The sequence below is a fragment of the Mycolicibacterium agri genome (genome assembly GCF_002553505.1).
Lineage (GTDB): Bacteria > Actinomycetota > Actinomycetes > Mycobacteriales > Mycobacteriaceae > Mycobacterium > Mycobacterium agri.
In genome coordinates, this window is record NZ_PDCP01000033.1 from 17,206 (window position 1) to 33,605 (window position 16,400).

The 16,400-nt window shown below is 65.9% G+C and carries 18 protein-coding genes; 7 read left to right on the forward strand and 11 right to left on the reverse strand.

Annotation, left to right across the window (positions count from 1 at the left end; translation table 11 throughout):
• The first annotated feature begins 236 nt into the window (after window positions 1-236).
• Window positions 237-1,025 carry a hypothetical protein gene (locus tag CQY20_RS34885; protein WP_163700831.1) on the forward strand — a complete coding sequence of 263 codons (789 nt, stop codon included), beginning with the start codon at window positions 237-239 and terminating at the stop codon, window positions 1,023-1,025.
• Window positions 1,026-1,040: 15 nt separating this feature from the next.
• Here CQY20_RS34885 and mmsB read toward each other — a convergent pair whose 3' ends face one another.
• From mmsB to CQY20_RS18430, 11 genes are all read right to left on the reverse strand, one after another.
• Window positions 1,041-1,916, reverse strand: a complete 876-nt coding sequence (gene mmsB / locus CQY20_RS18380; RefSeq protein WP_097941524.1) for a 3-hydroxyisobutyrate dehydrogenase — start codon at window positions 1,914-1,916, stop codon at window positions 1,041-1,043.
• Window positions 1,917-1,928: 12 nt separating this feature from the next.
• Window positions 1,929-3,119, reverse strand: a complete 1,191-nt coding sequence (locus CQY20_RS18385) for an acyl-CoA dehydrogenase family protein (RefSeq protein WP_097941525.1) — start codon at window positions 3,117-3,119, stop codon at window positions 1,929-1,931.
• Window positions 3,120-3,137: 18 nt separating this feature from the next.
• A complete protein-coding gene (locus tag CQY20_RS18390) occupies window positions 3,138-4,658 on the reverse strand; it encodes a CoA-acylating methylmalonate-semialdehyde dehydrogenase (RefSeq protein WP_097941526.1) in 1,521 nt (506 codons plus the stop codon).
• Window positions 4,659-4,858: 200 nt separating this feature from the next.
• Window positions 4,859-5,734, reverse strand: a complete 876-nt coding sequence (locus CQY20_RS18395; RefSeq protein WP_097941527.1) for an LLM class F420-dependent oxidoreductase — start codon at window positions 5,732-5,734, stop codon at window positions 4,859-4,861.
• A 43-nt stretch (window positions 5,735-5,777) separates the two neighbouring features.
• Window positions 5,778-6,215: an enoyl-CoA hydratase/isomerase family protein gene (locus CQY20_RS18400; protein WP_097941528.1), complete on the reverse strand. Its 438-nt coding sequence runs from the start codon at window positions 6,213-6,215 to the stop codon at window positions 5,778-5,780.
• 18 nt (window positions 6,216-6,233) lie between these two features.
• The gene (rfbC, locus tag CQY20_RS18405) at window positions 6,234-6,836 is read right to left on the reverse strand and encodes a dTDP-4-dehydrorhamnose 3,5-epimerase (protein ID WP_097941529.1); all 603 of its coding nucleotides are present in this window, start codon (window positions 6,834-6,836) and stop codon (window positions 6,234-6,236) included.
• Between the two features lies 1 nt (window position 6,837).
• Window positions 6,838-7,824 carry a dTDP-glucose 4,6-dehydratase gene (rfbB, locus tag CQY20_RS18410; RefSeq protein WP_097941530.1) on the reverse strand — a complete coding sequence of 329 codons (987 nt, stop codon included), beginning with the start codon at window positions 7,822-7,824 and terminating at the stop codon, window positions 6,838-6,840.
• 27 nt (window positions 7,825-7,851) lie between these two features.
• Entirely contained in the window at window positions 7,852-8,694 is an 843-nt protein-coding gene (locus tag CQY20_RS18415) for an LLM class F420-dependent oxidoreductase (protein WP_097941531.1), read from the reverse strand.
• Between the two features lie 31 nt (window positions 8,695-8,725).
• On the reverse strand, window positions 8,726-9,571 hold the full coding sequence (locus tag CQY20_RS18420; RefSeq protein ID WP_097941532.1) for an LLM class F420-dependent oxidoreductase: 846 nt from the start codon (window positions 9,569-9,571) through the stop codon (window positions 8,726-8,728).
• Between the two features lie 40 nt (window positions 9,572-9,611).
• Window positions 9,612-11,096, reverse strand: coding sequence for an ATP-binding protein (locus CQY20_RS18425; RefSeq protein ID WP_097941533.1), 1,485 nt, complete (start codon window positions 11,094-11,096; stop codon window positions 9,612-9,614).
• 24 nt (window positions 11,097-11,120) lie between these two features.
• On the reverse strand, window positions 11,121-12,812 hold the full coding sequence (locus tag CQY20_RS18430) for an NAD(P)/FAD-dependent oxidoreductase (protein ID WP_097941564.1): 1,692 nt from the start codon (window positions 12,810-12,812) through the stop codon (window positions 11,121-11,123).
• 456 nt (window positions 12,813-13,268) lie between these two features.
• Between CQY20_RS18430 and infA the strand changes: the two genes are divergently transcribed.
• From infA to CQY20_RS18460, 6 genes are all read left to right on the forward strand, one after another.
• Complete coding sequence (gene infA, locus CQY20_RS18435; protein WP_003418601.1) at window positions 13,269-13,490, forward strand: translation initiation factor IF-1; 222 nt, start codon at window positions 13,269-13,271, stop codon at window positions 13,488-13,490.
• Window positions 13,491-13,526: 36 nt separating this feature from the next.
• Window positions 13,527-13,640: a 50S ribosomal protein L36 gene (gene rpmJ / locus CQY20_RS18440; protein WP_003879483.1), complete on the forward strand. Its 114-nt coding sequence runs from the start codon at window positions 13,527-13,529 to the stop codon at window positions 13,638-13,640.
• Between the two features lie 163 nt (window positions 13,641-13,803).
• Complete coding sequence (rpsM, locus tag CQY20_RS18445) at window positions 13,804-14,178, forward strand: 30S ribosomal protein S13 (protein WP_097941534.1); 375 nt, start codon at window positions 13,804-13,806, stop codon at window positions 14,176-14,178.
• Window positions 14,178-14,594: a 30S ribosomal protein S11 gene (rpsK, locus tag CQY20_RS18450; RefSeq protein ID WP_097941535.1), complete on the forward strand. Its 417-nt coding sequence runs from the start codon at window positions 14,178-14,180 to the stop codon at window positions 14,592-14,594. The genes rpsM and rpsK overlap by 1 nt, the downstream gene beginning before the upstream one ends.
• Before the next feature lie 17 nt (window positions 14,595-14,611).
• Window positions 14,612-15,217, forward strand: a complete 606-nt coding sequence (rpsD, locus tag CQY20_RS18455) for a 30S ribosomal protein S4 (RefSeq protein ID WP_097941536.1) — start codon at window positions 14,612-14,614, stop codon at window positions 15,215-15,217.
• Between the two features lie 74 nt (window positions 15,218-15,291).
• The gene (locus CQY20_RS18460; protein ID WP_097941537.1) at window positions 15,292-16,344 is read left to right on the forward strand and encodes a DNA-directed RNA polymerase subunit alpha; all 1,053 of its coding nucleotides are present in this window, start codon (window positions 15,292-15,294) and stop codon (window positions 16,342-16,344) included.
• The last annotated feature ends 56 nt before the right edge of the window (window positions 16,345-16,400 follow it).

Below are 16,400 nucleotides of genomic sequence, written 5' to 3' on the forward strand. Positions count from 1 at the left end.
CTGGAGACTAGCAATCTACCATCCAGAAAGTGTGAAATAGCTCACATTTTTGCCGTCTTTGCTGGCGTGCGCACGCCCGGCTGTGTATTTCTTTCGTCATCTCGCGGTGGGTCCGCGCACATCCAACTGAACAGCGGGAATGCCGAGGAGTTCTCGTGAAACGATCAGGGGTATCTGTAATCAGTAGTGGTGCTGTGATCGCGGGTCTTGTCGGATCGATGCTGACCATGGCGCCAGTGGCAAACGCTGCCGAGCCTCTCGCCGAGATCAGGGGCACGGTCACCAAAGACCGAGTCGCGGCAGGTTGTGAGGAGATGAAATACAACCCGAAACTCCAGGACATCGCCTTCGCCGTGGCACAGATGATCCCGGCTCCCCAGCATGAGGTCGACGCCATGATCGGGGCCTACAGGGGTGATGTGAGGACGTTCGTCGGCATGGGTGACCCGATGGCGGCCGCAGTCAACGACGCTTATCGAAAGGGCGCGGGACCTGCAATCACCGACTGCTACTGGACCGAGTACGGCGTGAGCTTCCTGCGCTACGAGGAGTTCGAAGAAGACTATGTCGGCATCGTTGTCGGCAGGCCAGGGGTGACGACGCCGCCGTCGGGTCCCGGCGCGCCGGGTGGAGGCGCCAAGCCACCCGAGCAGCAGGCGCCAGCCCCACCGCCACCGCCGGTGAAGTGTCCGCCTGGCGGTCCCAAGACCGAGGTCCCGGCCGGTGAGACGTGTCCGCCGCCGACAAACGCGATCCGGGTGACGTTCGACAGGGGAATCGGATTCTGGACCGTCAACGTCAAGAACGAAGCGGGTATCGGAGGCAAGTGCACCTACCGGGCGACCAGCACTACCGGGTTGACCGGCGCCAGTAGGGATTTCGACATCGCGCCCAACGGGACCGCAAGTTTTTCGGTGCCTGCGCCGTTGCCGCTCACCACGTACGAGGTGGTGACGTCCTGCACCGGCGAGTATGACGGCAAGCAGGTCGAGTTCGGCCGCGACGTTCAGACCGTGTCGCTGTAGCAGGGGAGTGAAAGCTCAACTGCCACGCAGCAGTTCGATGACGGCGCTGAAGTCCTTGTCGGCGTGGTCGGCGGCGAACTTCGCGTAGATCTCGGCGGCGTGGCTGCCCAGCGGCGCCGCCGAGCCCGTCGATTTCACCGCATCCATCGCCAGCCCGAGGTCCTTGTTCATCAGCGCCGTCGCGAAGCCGGGTTTGAAAGCGTTGTTCGCCGGCGACGTCGGCACCGGGCCGGGCACCGGGCAGTTGGTGTGCACGGCCCAGCAGTTGCCGGTCGCGCCGGTGATCACGTCGAACAGCGCCTGCGCGGACAGGCCGAGCTTCTCGGCCAGCACGAAGGCCTCGCCGATGGCGATCTGCTGGACGGCCAACACCATGTTGTTGCACAGCTTCGCGGCCTGGCCGTTCCCGGAGCCGCCGCAGTGAATGATCTTGCTGGCCAGCGGTTCCAACACCGGGCGGGCGCGTGAGACGGCTTCGTCCTCGCCGCCGACCATGAACGCCAGCGAGCCCGCGGTGGCGCCCTTCACGCCGCCGGACACCGGGGCGTCGAGTTGGGCCAAGCCGCGCTCGGTGGCGTGCTGGTGAATGTCGCGCGCGTCGGCCACCGAGATGGTCGACGTGTCGACGAACAGCGCGCCGGCCTTCGCGGCGGGCAGCACCTCGTCATAGCAGGCCTTGACGATCGCGCCGTTGGGCAGAGACGTGATCACCACCTCGGCGTCGGCCACCGCGGCCGCACCCGAGTCGAAGACCTTGACGCCCTTGGCTTCCGCCGCCGCCCTCAGGTCCGCGACCGGGTCGAATCCATGCACGGTGTGCCCGGCCGAGACGAGGTTGGCCGCCATCGGACCGCCCATGTTGCCCAACCCCAGAAACCCGATTGTCGACATTGACCCTCCTGGTTATGAGGCGCGGGCGCGGGCCGCTGCTGCTGAGTTGCGGGCGCGACCCGCGGCAGCCCGACCGATGACCACGCGCATGATTTCGTTGGTTCCCTCGAGGATTCGATGCACCCGCAGGTCGCGGACGATCTTCTCCAGGCCGTACTCGTTGAGATAACCGTATCCGCCGTGCAACTGCAGGGCCTGGTCGGCCACATCGAAGCAGGCGTCGGTGACGTAGCGTTTGGCCATCGCGCACAACTCGGCCTTGTCGGGATGGTCGTCGTCGAGAGCTTTGGCCGCCCGCCACAACAAAGTTCGCGATGTCTCCAATGCGGTCGCCATATCGGCGAGCTTGAACCGGATAGTGGGTTCGTCGAGCAGGGCGCCGCCGAAGGCCTCCCGGTCGGCCAGATAGCTTGCGGCCTTGTCGTATGCCGCCTGCGCGCCGCCGAGAGAGCATGCGGCGATGTTGATCCGGCCGCCGTTGAGCCCGTTCATCGCGATGGAGAACCCGGTGCCCTCACCCTCGGGGCCGCCGATCATCGCGTCGGCGGGCACCCGTGCGCCCTCGAAGATGACCTGGGCGGTGGGCTGGGCGTTCCAGCCCATCTTCTCCTCGTTGGCGCCGAAACTCAGTCCAGGAGTGCCCTTTTCGACGATGAACGCCGAAATACCGCGCGGGCCTTCGCCGCCGGTGCGGGCCATCACGATGTAGACGTCGGAGGCCCCGGCGCCAGAAATGAACTGTTTGACGCCGTCGAGCACGTAGAAGTCGCCGTCACGAACCGCCTTGGTGCGCAACGCGCTGGCGTCGGATCCCGCGCCCGGCTCGGTCAGGCAGTAGCTGGCGATGGCCTCCATCGTCGCCAGCTTCGGCACCCACGTCTTGCGCTGCTCGCGGGTGCCGTAGGTGTCGACCATCCAGGCGCACATGTTGTGAATGGACAAAAAGGCCGCGACGGTGGGGTCGGCGGCGGCCAGCTGCTCGAAGATCCGGACCGCATCGACTCGGCGCAGGCCGCTGCCGCCGGCGTCCTCGCCGCAGTAGATCGCCGCCATCCCCAGTTTGGCGGCTTCACGCAGCTCCTCGACCGGGAAGTGATGCGTCTTGTCCCACTCCAAAGCGTTGGGGGCAAGGCGCTTTTCGGCGAACGCGGCCGCCGTCTCGGCGATCACGCGTTGGTCGTCGTCGAGGTCGAGGAACTGCACGAAACGTCGCTTCCGGTTCTATTTCATCGTCGGGATGGAGAACTCGGCGCCGTCCTTGATGCCGGACGGCCAGCGCTCCGTCACCGTCTTGGTCTTGGTGTAGAACAAGATCGAGTGCGGGCCGTGCTGGTTGAGGTCGCCGAAGCCGGACCGCTTCCAGCCGCCGAACGTGTGGTATGCCACCGGAACCGGAATCGGAACGTTGACCCCGACCATGCCGACCTGCACGCGGGAGACGAAATCGCGTGCGGCATCGCCGTCGCGGGTGAAGATCGCGACACCGTTGCCGTACTCGTGCTCAGTGGGCAGGCGCAGCGCTTCTTCGTAGTCCTTGGCGCGCACCATGCACAACACCGGGCCGAAGATCTCGTCGGTGTAGATCGACATGTCGGTGGTGACGTGGTCGAACAGGGTCGGGCCGATGAAGAAGCCCTTCGAAAGGTCGGCCTCATCGAACGTCAACTCGTCGCTGGCGCGTTCGCGTCCGTCGACGACCGCTTCGGCACCCGCCTCGATGCCCTGGGCGATGTAGTCGCGCACCCGGTTAAGCGCAGCCTCGGTGACGAGCGGACCGTAGTCGGCCTTCGGGTCGAGGCTGTGCCCGACACGCAGCTGGTTGACCCGCTCGACGAGCCTGGCGCGCAACCGGTTTGCGGTCTCCTCGCCGACCGGCACCGCGACGCTGACGGCCATGCAGCGCTCGCCCGCGCTGCCGTAGCCGGCGCCGATCAACGCGTCGACGGCCTGATCGAGGTCGGCGTCGGGCATCACGATCATGTGGTTCTTCGCACCGCCGAAGCACTGCGAACGCTTGCCGTGCGCGGCGGCGTTGGCGTAGATGTACTGCGCTATGTCGGAGCTGCCGACGAAGCCGATGGCCTTGATGTCGGGATGCTCGAGGATCGCGTCGACGGCTTCCTTGTCGCCCTGCACAACCTGGAACACCCCCGGCGGCAGGCCGGCCTCGAGGAACAACTCGGCGAGCCGCACCGGCACCGACGGGTCTCGCTCGGACGGCTTGAGGATGAACGCGTTGCCGCATGCCAGCGCCGGTCCGGCCTTCCACAGCGGGATCATCGCCGGGAAGTTGAACGGCGTGATGCCTGCGACCACGCCGAGGGGCTGACGCAGGGAGTAGACGTCGATGCCGGGGCCGGCGCCCTCGGTGAACTCGCCCTTGAGCAGGTGCGGAATGCCGATCGCGAACTCGATGACTTCGATGCCCCGCTGAATGTCGCCCTTCGAGTCGGCGAGAGTCTTGCCGTGCTCGAGCGACAGGAGCTCGGCCAGCTCATCGACATTGGCGTTGACCCGTTCGATGAATTTCATCAGCACACGGGCCCGGCGCTGCGGGTTCCAGGCAGCCCACTCCTTCTGAGCCTCAACCGCCGAGGACACCGCGGTGTCGACGTCGGCCCTGGTGGCCATCAATACCTGCGCCTGCACCTGGCCGGTATTCGGGTTCATCACGTCAGCGGTGCGGGTCGATGCGAGATTGCTACGGCGTCCGTCGATGAAGTGTGGAATTTGTGTGGTCATGAGCGTGCCCTTCGGCAAGAAATGCTGGTTGCGCTAGATGCTTGGACATCCTAGTAAGCGCTCTTCGGCCTTGGCAAGGCGGTGTCAATTTTCTCGCTCAAGAGAGCGCCGAGCGTGCAATCCCTGTGATTTTTCGGGCGGATTTTCGCCAGGGATGCACGCTCGGCGCGGGGTGGAACGGATAGGGCGCGCGGGGCGACTCAGCCGAGTTCGGCCAGCCGCGGGACCACCGGCGCGATGGCGTCGATCCAGGCGGCGGGCTTGCCTCCCGGCGGCATGACGATCGCGGTCTGCACGCCCAGCTTGGCGTAATCGGCCATCTCACGGACGAAGTCGTCGTGGGTGTCGGGTGTCAGGGAACCTCGATTGGCCACGACGGTGACGCGGATGTCGTCGTAATCGCGTCCGACGTCGTCGCAGTGCCGCCGCAGCACGTCGAGTTTGTGCTCGACCTCCTCCGGCGTGGTGGCGAACAGGTTGCAGGCGTCGCCGTACTGCGCCACCAGCCTCAGCGTCTTGCGTTCGCCACCGCCGCCGATCAGCACCTTCGGCCGGTTGATGGGCTGCGGCAAACACAACGTCTCGGCCAGCTGATAGTGCTTGCCCTCGTACGGGCCGTTGTTATCGGGGTCCCACATCTGGTTGCAGATCTGCACCGCCTCCTCGAGACGCTCGAAGCGCTCCGCCAACGGCGGATACGGAACGCCGAGGCCGCGGTGTTCGCGTTCGAACCACGCCGCGCCGATGCCGAGCACTGCACGACCGCCCGACAGCACATCCAGCGTGGTGACGATCTTGGCCAGCACGCCGGGGTGGCGGTAGGTGACGCCGGTTACGAGCAGGCCGACGCTCACCGTCGACGTGTGCGCGGCCAGATAACCCAGGGTGGTGTAGCCCTCGAGCATGTTCGACTCGGCGGGCAGGCCGGTGGGTTCGATCTGGAAGAAGTGGTCCATGAAGGACAGCCAGGTCGCGCCGGAGGCCTCCGCGGCTTCACCGACTCTGGCCAGTTCACCTGCGATGGCGGGGGTCCCGCCGTCGATCTCGAATACGGGCACGTGATATCCAAGGTCCATATCTGCCTCAAGGCTGCCGCAGCTTGCGGCATTCCTTGAAAATTCATCCGCCGTGGCAGTTCATGTGAAATTCATAGAAACGAGTGGCCGCCGAGCAGGAACTCGTCGAAGACGCGGTCGTGTTCGACTGCAAGGCTTCATCGAAGCTGACCCCCGCATTGGACACCAGGTAGCGCTTGGAGGCCTCGAGCGCGGGCTGCGGAGCCTCGGCGATCACCCGACCGGTGGCCATCGCCTCGTCCTCGAGACGGTCGGCCTCGACGACGGCGTTGACCAGACCGATCCGGTGCGCCTCCGCCGCTTCGACACGCCTACCGGCCGCCGCGGTCAGCACGACGACGCGGACGCCGTCGTTGCTCGCCCAATCCTCGAGCGTGTCGCTGATCGCGTCACGCATCGCGATCGACAGGGCATTGCGACGGTCGGGTCGGTCGAGTCGCAGCGTGGCGATCCCGTCAGGATGGATTTCTGCCACCACCATGGTGGCAACCTACTCGGATCAGGCGTGGCGGCGTAGATCCTCGACAAACCGCTTGGTGTCCTCCCACGTCGGCAGCAGGCCGGCGGCCCTGACCTCGTCGAGGGTGGGCGCCTCGGCGTCGCGGCCGGACAGCCTGTGCTCGGCGCTCGGCCATTCGATGTTCAACGCAGGGTCGGTCGCGCGGATGGTGTGCTCGCGGGTCGGGTTGTATGTCGCCGAGCAGAGGTAGGTGACGGTCGAATCATCTTCGAGCGCAAGGAATCCGTGAGCCAGGCCCTCGCAGATGTAGATCGCGCGGCGGCTCTTGTCGTCCAGCAGCACCGAGTCCCACTGCCCGAAAGTCGGTGAGCCGACCCGGATGTCGACGGCCACGTCGAACACCGCGCCGCGCAGGCAGGTCACGTACTTGGCCTGGCTCGGCGGTAGCTGCGCGAAGTGCAGCCCGCGCAGCACACCCGCGGCCGACACCGAGCAGTTGGCCTGGCGCAGGTCGAACCGGTGCCCGGTGAATTCGGTGAACTCCGGATCGCTGAACCATTCGTAGAACACGCCGCGGTCGTCGGTGTGCTGTTTCGGCGTGATCTCCCATGCGCCGGGGACGGCGAGTTCGCGAACTGTCATCTCACTGACCGCGCTTTTCGTACACCGCTTCGACCTGTTCTTTCAATGGGCCCCACCATGACTCGTTGTTGCGGTACCAGTCGATGGTTGCGCGCAGCCCGTCCTCGAAGTCGGTGTGCTTGGGCTCCCAGCCGAGCTCGTCGCGCAGCGTTGACGGGTCGATGGCGTACCGCAGATCATGGCCGGCGCGGTCGACGACGTGGTCGAAGTCGTCGGGGTCACGGCCCATCAGGGTGAGGATCGTCCGCATCACCGACAGATTGTCTCGTTCGCCTTCCGCCCCAATCAGATACGTGCGGCCGATCTCGCCGTCGAGCAGAATCCTCCACACGGCGCTGTTGTGGTCGTCGACGTGAATCCAGTCGCGCACGTTGGCGCCGGTGCCGTAGAGCTTCGGCCGTCGACCGGTCAGCACGTTGGTGATCTGGCGGGGGATGAACTTCTCCACGTGTTGGTACGGCCCGTAGTTGTTCGAGCAGTTCGAGATCGTCGCCCGCACACCGTAAGAGCGCACCCACGCCCGCACCAGCATGTCGGCGGCCGCCTTCGTCGACGAGTACGGGCTGGACGGGTTGTAGGCGGTGCCTTCGGTGAAGCGGCGCGGCTCGTCGAGTTCGAGGTCGCCGTACACCTCGTCGGTGGAGATGTGGTGCAGCCGCACCCCGTGCTGCCGCACCGCCTCCAGCACGGTGTAGGTGCCGATCACGTTGGTGTGCAGGAACGGTTCTGGGTCGGCCAGCGCGTTGTCGACGTGGGTTTCGGCGGCAAAGTGAACGACCGCGTCGGATTCGGCGACGAGGCGGTTCACCAGTTCGGCGTCGCCGACATCGCCCTGGATCAACCGGATGTCGTCTTCGACGGGCGCCAGCGACTCGCGGCTGCCGGCGTAGGTCAGCGCGTCCAGCACCGTCACCGAGTGCTCGGCCACCGCGCCGTGCACGAAATTGGCGCCGATGAACCCGGCCCCGCCGGTGACAAGCAACCGCATGGCCCTACCGTAACGGTCGGGCCGGCGTCAGCTCTTCAAGCCCAGCGGACCCGCCAATTCCGTTAGCGTCGGTAACAAGTCGCCGAGCACCTGGATCGCGACATGGTCGGCGCCGGCTTCCAAGTGCTGGTTGAGCCGGCGGGCGATGTCGTCGGGGGTGCCGTGGGCCACCACCGCGTCGATGAGCCGGTCGCTGCCGGGCTTGGCGACGTCCTTCTCGGTGAAGCCGAGCCGCTTCCAGTTGTTCACGTAGTTGCTCAGGCCGAGATAGAACTCGACCCGTTCGCGCCCGATGCGCCGCGCCTCGTCGGGGTCCGTGCTCAGCACGACCTTGTGTTCGGGAGCCAAAAAGACTGTGGCACCGAGCAATTCCCGCGCAGTGCCGGTGTGCTCCGGCGTGGTCAGGTAAGGATGGGCGCCCGCGCTGCGTTCAGCGGCCAGCTTCAACACCTTCGGCCCCAGTGCGGCCAGCACCCGCCTGCTGGTCGGCACCTTGGCCTCGTCGAGCGCGTCCAGATACTCAACGAGAACGTCGTAGGGCTTGCGGTACTCCTGCGTGTGCTCGGGATGACCGATGCCGATGCCGAGCAGAAATCGGCCCGGGAAGGCCTTCTCGATGCGGTGGTAGGACTCGGCGACCTCCTCGGCGGGCGCGGTCCAGACGTTGACGATGCCGGTCGCGACCTGCAGGGTTTCCGTCGCCTCCAGGATCGGCTCGACGAAGGCCAGGTCGGCCTTGGGGGAGCCGCCAACCCACAGCGCCCCGTAGCCGAGTTTCTCGATCTCGGCGGCCTCCTCGGGTGTCACGGCCCCGCTGGTCCACACCCCGTAGCGGCCGAGTTCTGGCTTGAGCGCAACAGCGTCAGTCATGCGGATCCCCCAGTTGTGCGAATTGTATGACTCACTTCAGGCCTAGCGGCCCGGCGAGTTCGGCAAGTGCATCCACCAGCTTGTCAGGTCCGGTCAACACCTGCACAGGCACATGGTCGGCGCCCGCGGTGAGATGCTCCTTCAGCCGGGCCGCCACCGCGTCGGTGGTGCCGTGGGCGACCACGGCGTCGACCAGGCGGTCGCTACCAGGCTTGGCCACATCGGCGTCGCTGAAACCCGACCGCTTCCAGTTGTTCACGTAGTTGGTCAGGTTCAGGTAGATCTCGAGCGCCTTGCGCCCGACTTCGCGGGCCTTCTCGGCGTCGGTGGTCAGCACGGCCTTGTGCTCGGGTGCCAGGAACGCGTCGGGGCCGATGATCTTTCGCGCCTCGGCGGTGTGCTCGGGCGTGGTCAGATACGGGTGCGCGCCCGCGGAGCGGTCCGCCGCCAGCTTGAGCACCTTGGGGCCGAGCGCGGCGACCACTCGGCGATCCTTCGGCACGCCGTATTCGTCGAGCTTGTCGAGGTAGTCGTTGAGTGCGTCGATCGGCTTGCGGTACTCCGTGACGGCTTCGGGATGACCGACGCCGATGCCGAGCACGAAGCGGCCGGGGTAGGCGCCGTCGATCCGGTGATACGACTCGGCGACGGGGCCCGGCTCGGCGGTCCAGATGTTGACGATGCCGGTCGCCAGCTTCAGGGTGGCGGTCTGCTCGAGAATCGGGTCGACCCACGCCAAGTCGGCCGCGGGGGAGCCGCCCGCCCAGATGGCGCCGTAGCCGAGCGCCTCGATGTCCTTCAATTGCTGGGCAGTCAGCCGCTGCCACATGGAGTGATGGCCGAAAACGCCGAAGGTGCCGAACTGAGGTTTCGTCATGCCTCCTCCAACCTACGGCGCCGCGGAAGCTATTCCGGCCTTACTTGGCTGGTTCAGGCAGCTCCGTCGGGGTGTCTGCGACCGGGGCAGGGGCCACCAGCGGCAGCAGGATGATGAAGCGGGTGTCGCCTGGCTGCGACTCGACGCGGATGTCGCCTTTGTGCTTCTCGACGATGATGCGACGCGCCAGATCCAGTCCCAGCCCGGTGCCTTGGCCGAACGGCTTGGTGGTGAAGAACGGCGTGAAGATCCGGCTGAGGTTCTCCTCGGCGACGCCGGGTCCGTCGTCGCCGATCTCGACGCGGATCATGTTGTCGTCCAGGCGCGCGGTCCGGATCGTCAGCGTGCCGTGGCCGTCCATCGCCTGAATGGCGTTGTGGATGATGTTGCTCCACACTTCGTTCAGATCGCCTGGATAGCAAGCGATCTCGGGGATCGACTTGTCCAGGTCCTTAACGAGCTTGATGGGCTTGTCGGCGCCGACCTTGTCGCCGAACAACGTCTTGAGCGTGCTGTGCAACAGCTCGTGGATGTTGGCCACCTGATAGGGCGCCCGGTCCATCTGCGAATACTGCTTGGCCCCGGCGAGCAGGGCGGAGATGCGCTTGCTGGCGTCGGCGATCTCGTTCATCCGCAGCTCGGTGTCGATGGTGTACTTCAACCAGCCGATGGCGCTCTGCAGCGACGCCGTCGCGTCCACCGCGTCGACCGAGGCCTCGATCCGTTCCAGCCAGTCGATGTCGAGACCGGCCTCGACGAAGGTCGGTGCGTACTCCCATGCCACGGCGATGCCGTGGTCTTCGAGCCACTCACCGATCTGGTCTTCGCGGTCGGAGGTCTCCAGAGCCGTGAGTTCCTCGGCCTTGTGCTTGGCGACCTGCTCGGCCACTTCGTCCTGGATGCTGACCAGCGTGCGCAGCGCTTCGGGGGTGAACTTGCCGTCGGCCACCATCGCGAGCTTGTGCCGCATCTTGCTGACGCCCTCGCGGAGGTCGGCCACCGCGCGTGCGGTCGCGGCCGCCGGATTGTTGAGCTGATGGGTCAGCCCCGCGGTGATGGTGCCGAGTGCCAGCAGCTTCTCGCGTTGGCCCAGTACCTGACTCTGCCGCCGGCCGCCGACCCGGTGGCCCTCGAGCAGATGCACGGCCATCGGGAACTCGGTCTTCATGAAGTCGGCGAACGCGCCGGCGTCCAGCACGAAGAACCGTGACGGCTTGGTCACCCGGACCGAGGCCTCATAAACCTGTTCCTCGTCGGGGATGTAGGCCGACCAGGCGCCGCAGTACACGCCGCGCTGCGAGGTCCTGTTGGTCTCGATGTCGACACCGCCGGAGCGCTTTGACATCACCAATTCGCCGTCGAGCAGCACGTAGAAGCACGTCGCGGGCTCGCCCTCGATGCACACCGGCCCCGGCTCATACACCGCGATGTGCCCGTTGTCGCACAGCGTCCGCAGTTGCCGGTCGTCGAGCTTCTCGAAGAGAAACAGCGTCCGCAGCTCGTCAGGCAGGCATTTGTCGCCCATGATCGCTCCTTCTCTACCGGCGGGTCACGACTCCGCCAGATAGCGGTGTACCAACATCACCGCCATCGATCCTTCGCCGACGGCAGCGGCCACGCGTTTGGCCGAATCGGCCCGTACGTCACCTGCAACAAACACACCCGGCACACTTGTTTCCAAATGATGCGGCGGACGGTCCAGCGTCCAGCCGACGACGTCCTTGAGGTCGGGCCCGGTCAGGATGAAGCCGTGGTCATCGCGGGCGACGACGCCGTCGAGCCAGTCGGTGCGCGGGGTTGCGCCGATGAAGCAGCACATCCGTGACGCGGTGACGGTTTCCCGCTCGCCGGTCTGCCGGTTCTGCAGCACCAGGCCGGTCAGGTGGTCGTCCTGCCCGATGGCCTCGACGACCTCGGTGCACGTGCGGACGTGGATGTTGTGCTGGCTTTCGATCTGCTGGATCAGGTAGTAGCTCATCGACGCCGCCAGCGACGGACCGCGCACCAGCAGCGTCACCGACTTGGCTTCGCGGGCCATGAACATGGCGGCCTGCCCGGCCGAGTTCGCGCCGCCGACGATGTAGACGTCCTCGCCTGCGCACTCCGAGGAGTCCGCCACCGACGCGCCGTAATACACCCCGCGCCCGATGTAGTTGTGCGGGCTGTTGGGGTCGTCCCAACATCCGGACACCTGCAGTTGGCGGTAGTCGACGCCGGTGGCCAAGATCACCGCCCGCGCGCCGAGCGAGGTGCCGTCGTCGAGCTCGATCGTGCGGGCGGGGCCGTGGATGTCGAGCTTTTCTGCCTTGCGGGTGGTGATGACCTCAGCGCCGAAACGCTCGGCCTGCCTGCGCGCGGCGGTGGTGAGTTCCGCGCCCGACACCCCGGTGGGAAAGCCGAGATAGTTCTCGATGCGTGAGCTGCGTCCGGCCTGCCCGCCGGTGGTGGTGCTTTCGATCAGCACGGTCTTCAGGCCCTCGGAGGCGCCGTACACGGCCGCCGCCAGCCCTGCCGGGCCGCCGCCGATGACGGCCAGGTCGTACATCTCCAGCGAGGGGCTGGTGGACAGGCCCAGCATGTCGGCCAACTCGGTGTTGGTCGGCTGGACCAGCGTTTCGCCGCCCTCGGTGATGACCACCGGCAGCTGCAGGCCGTCGAGGCCCGCGGCGTCCAGCAGCTGCTTGCCCTTGGCCTCGTCGGCCATGTACGAGCGGAACGAGTGCTGGTTGCGGGCCAGGAACTGGCGGACCTCCCAAGACCGCGGGTTCCACCGGTGTCCGATGACCTTCGTCATGGGGATCGCCCGGTCGCCCTGCGCGCGCCACGACTCCAGCAGCCCGTCGAGGACCGGGTAGAGCTTCTCCTCGGGCGGATCCCACGGCTTGAGCAGGTAGTGGTCGAGGTCGACGACGTTGATCGCGTCGATCGCGGCGTGGGTGTCGGCGTAGGCCGTCAGCAGCACCCGCCGGGCCAGCGGATAGATGTCCATGGCCTCTTCGAGGAATTCGATGCCGCTCATGCCGGGCATCCGGTAGTCGGCGACGAACACCGCGACGGTGTCACCGCGCAGCTTCAGTTCGTTGACGGTTTCGAGCGCGTCTGGCCCGGACTCGGCTCGCACGATGCGGTAGCGCCCGCCGTAGTGGCGCCGCAGATCGCGCGCAACCGCTCGGGAAACAGCAGGGTCGTCGTCGACGGACAGGATTACGGGCAAGCGGGGCTGGTGTTCGAGTCCGGTCATCAGATCAAGTATGCGCCCCGTGTCCAGCGGATATGCCACCGAGAGGATGTGGCCGCCGTCTCTTGCCTGTGTGGACGCTGTGCACTAAGGCCGCGCACGGGCCGCCAGTGTATGGCCTACGTACGCCAGCGGCTCGATTTGCCGCCGCAGACCATACGTTCGTGGCGCGCTGGGGCGTCGTCGCGATCAACCGGCCCGACCCCGAGTCGGCGTAAGATGGCACTGCTTGAGGGGTGTGTGCTTGATCGCCCAGCGATTTTGGGACACGGCGTCGAGCAGGTATTATTGGTCAACGGTGCGGCATCCGCGCCGGCTCTTGCGTGCCCAGTTCTGGAATTTCTAGCTACCGGCTCACGTTTTGCAGTCGGACGATACTGCGCCACCGAAGGAGTTTTGTCGCCGCAAGGCGACGTGGCGCCAACGATCTAGACGGACACGGAGGATCTCCGAAAAGCAATGGCCAAGAAAGACGGTGCCATCGAGGTCGAGGGCCGGGTGGTCGAACCCCTGCCCAATGCGATGTTTCGCATTGAGCTGGAGAACGGGCACAAGGTGCTCGCACACATCAGCGGCAAGATGCGGCAGCACTACATCCGCATCCTGCCCGAGGACCGTGTCGTGGTGGAGTTGTCTCCTTACGACCTGTCCCGGGGCCGCATCGTTTACCGATACAAGTAACCACCGCGACACAGACAAGGACGGGATCGACAAGCCGTGAAGGTGAACCCGAGCGTCAAGCCCATATGCGATAAGTGCAGGGTGATCCGCCGGCATGGGCGGGTCATGGTGATCTGCTCTGATCCGCGTCACAAGCAGCGCCAGGGCTGACGCGCTAGCTGCCGAAACAACTCAATACCTGAAGACGAAATCCCAGTGCCACTGAGCGGATAGGCCGCTCGACCACGTCCGGTACGGAGGCCGGACCCCTCCACCACGGGTGGCGGGAACGGACTGGGACCAGACCTCCGCATAGAAGAAGGAACACACCCCTGTGGCACGTCTAGTGGGCGTCGACCTCCCGCGCGACAAGCGCATGGAGATCGCGCTGACCTACATCTACGGCATCGGCCGTACCCGCTCCAAGGAGATCCTGAACGCGACCGGCATCAGCCCGGATCAGCGCACCAAGGACCTGACCGACGATCAGCTCGCACAGTTGCGCGACTACATCGAGGGCAACCTCAAGGTGGAGGGCGATCTGCGCCGTGAGGTGCAGGCCGACATCCGCCGCAAGATCGAGATCGGCTGCTACCAGGGCCTGCGGCACCGCCGTGGCCTGCCGGTGCGCGGCCAGCGGACCAAGACCAACGCGCGCACCCGCAAGGGACCGAAGCGCACCATCGCAGGTAAGAAGAAGGCCAAGTAATGCCACCCGCAAAGAAGACTGCCGCAGGCGCGAAGAAGGGCACCAAGACCCGCCGCAGGGAAAAGAAGAACGTTCCGCACGGCGCCGCGCACATCAAGAGCACGTTCAACAACACGATCGTGTCGATCACCGACCCGCAGGGCAACGTCATCGCCTGGGCGTCCTCGGGCCACGTCGGCTTCAAGGGCTCACGTAAGTCGACGCCGTTCGCCGCGCAGCTGGCCGCCGAGAACGCCGCCCGCAAGGCGCAGGAGCACGGCGTCCGCAAGGTCGACGTGTTCGTCAAGGGCCCGGGCTCGGGCCGCGAGACCGCCATCCGGTCGCTGCAGGCCGCCGGTCTGGAGGTCGGCGCGATTTCCGATGTCACCCCGCAGCCGCACAACGGCTGCCGTCCGCCCAAGCGGCGCCGGGTCTAGGGAGGATTGAAGGACTCATGGCTCGTTACACCGGACCCGCAACGCGCAAGTCGCGTCGCCTCGGCGTCGACCTGATCGGCGGCGACCAGGCATTCGAGAAGCGGCCCTATCCGCCCGGCCAGCACGGCCGCGCGCGCATCAAGGAAAGCGAATACCGCCTGCAGCTGCAGGAGAAGCAGAAGGCGCGCTTCACCTACGGCGTGATGGAGAAGCAGTTCCGCCGCTACTACGACGAAGCGGTTCGTCAGCCCGGCAAGACCGGCGACAACCTGCTGCGCATCCTGGAGAGCCGGCTGGACAACGTCGTGTACCGCGCCGGCCTGGCGCGCACCCGGCGGATGGCCCGCCAGCTGGTCAGCCACGGCCACTTCACCGTCAACGGCGTCAAGGTCGACATCCCGAGCTACCGGGTGTCGCAGTACGACATCATCGACGTGCGGGAGAAGTCGCTGAACACGCTGCCGTTCCAGATCGCGCGGGAGACCGCAGGTGAGCGGCCGATTCCCTCGTGGCTGCAGGTGATCGGGGAACGCCAGCGCATCCTGATTCACCAGCTGCCGGAGCGCGAACAGATCGATGTTCCGCTGTCCGAGCAGCTGATCGTCGAGCTTTACTCGAAGTAAGACTTCCGCCGTCCGGATGGCGGCGGGATACGTGGCATCAAATAGCGGTTGCCGCGAAGGAGGAAAGAAACGAAATGCTGATTTCTCAGCGACCCACACTGTCCGAAGAGGTCATTGCCGAGAACCGCTCCCGGTTCGTCATCGAGCCGCTGGAGCCCGGATTCGGTTACACGCTTGGCAATTCGCTTCGGCGCACGCTGCTGTCGTCGATCCCCGGCGCAGCGGTCACCAGCATCCGCATCGACGGTGTGCTGCACGAGTTCACCACCGTCCCCGGTGTGAAGGAAGACGTCACCGACATCATCCTGAACCTCAAGGGCCTGGTCGTGTCCTCGGAGGAGGACGAGCCGGTCACCATGTATCTGCGCAAGCAGGGCCCCGGTTCGGTCACCGCGGGTGACATCGTGCCGCCGGCCGGCGTGACCGTGCACAACCCCGAGATGCACATCGCCACCCTGAACGACAAGGGCAAGCTCGAGGTCGAGCTCGTCGTCGAGCGCGGCCGCGGCTACGTGCCCGCCGTGCAGAACAAGGCGTCGGGCGCCGAGATCGGCCGTATCCCGGTCGATTCCATCTACTCGCCGGTGCTGAAGGTCACCTACAAGGTGGAGGCCACCCGCGTCGAGCAGCGCACCGACTTCGACAAGCTGATCCTCGACGTCGAGACCAAGAACTCGATCAGCCCGCGTGACGCGCTGGCGTCGGCCGGTAAGACGCTGGTCGAATTGTTCGGTCTGGCACGGGAACTCAACGTCGAGGCCGAGGGCATCGAGATCGGCCCGTCGCCCGCCGAGGCCGACCACATCGCGTCGTTCGCGTTGCCGATCGACGACCTGGACCTCACGGTGCGGTCGTACAACTGCCTCAAGCGCGAGGGTGTGCACACGGTGGGCGAGCTTGTCGCCCGCACGGAGTCCGATCTGCTGGACATCCGCAACTTCGGTCAGAAGTCCATCGACGAGGTCAAGATCAAGCTGCACCAGCTGGGTCTGTCGCTGAAGGACAGCCCTGCCACGTTTGATCCGTCCGAGGTGGCCGGCTACGACGTCGCCACCGGAACGTGGAACAGCGACGCGAGCTACGACTCGGACAACGACCAGGACTACGCCGAAACCGAACAGCTCTAAGAACAACCGTCCCGGTCCTACCTGATACGGGGACCGGCCCCATTTAGGAGATAGTC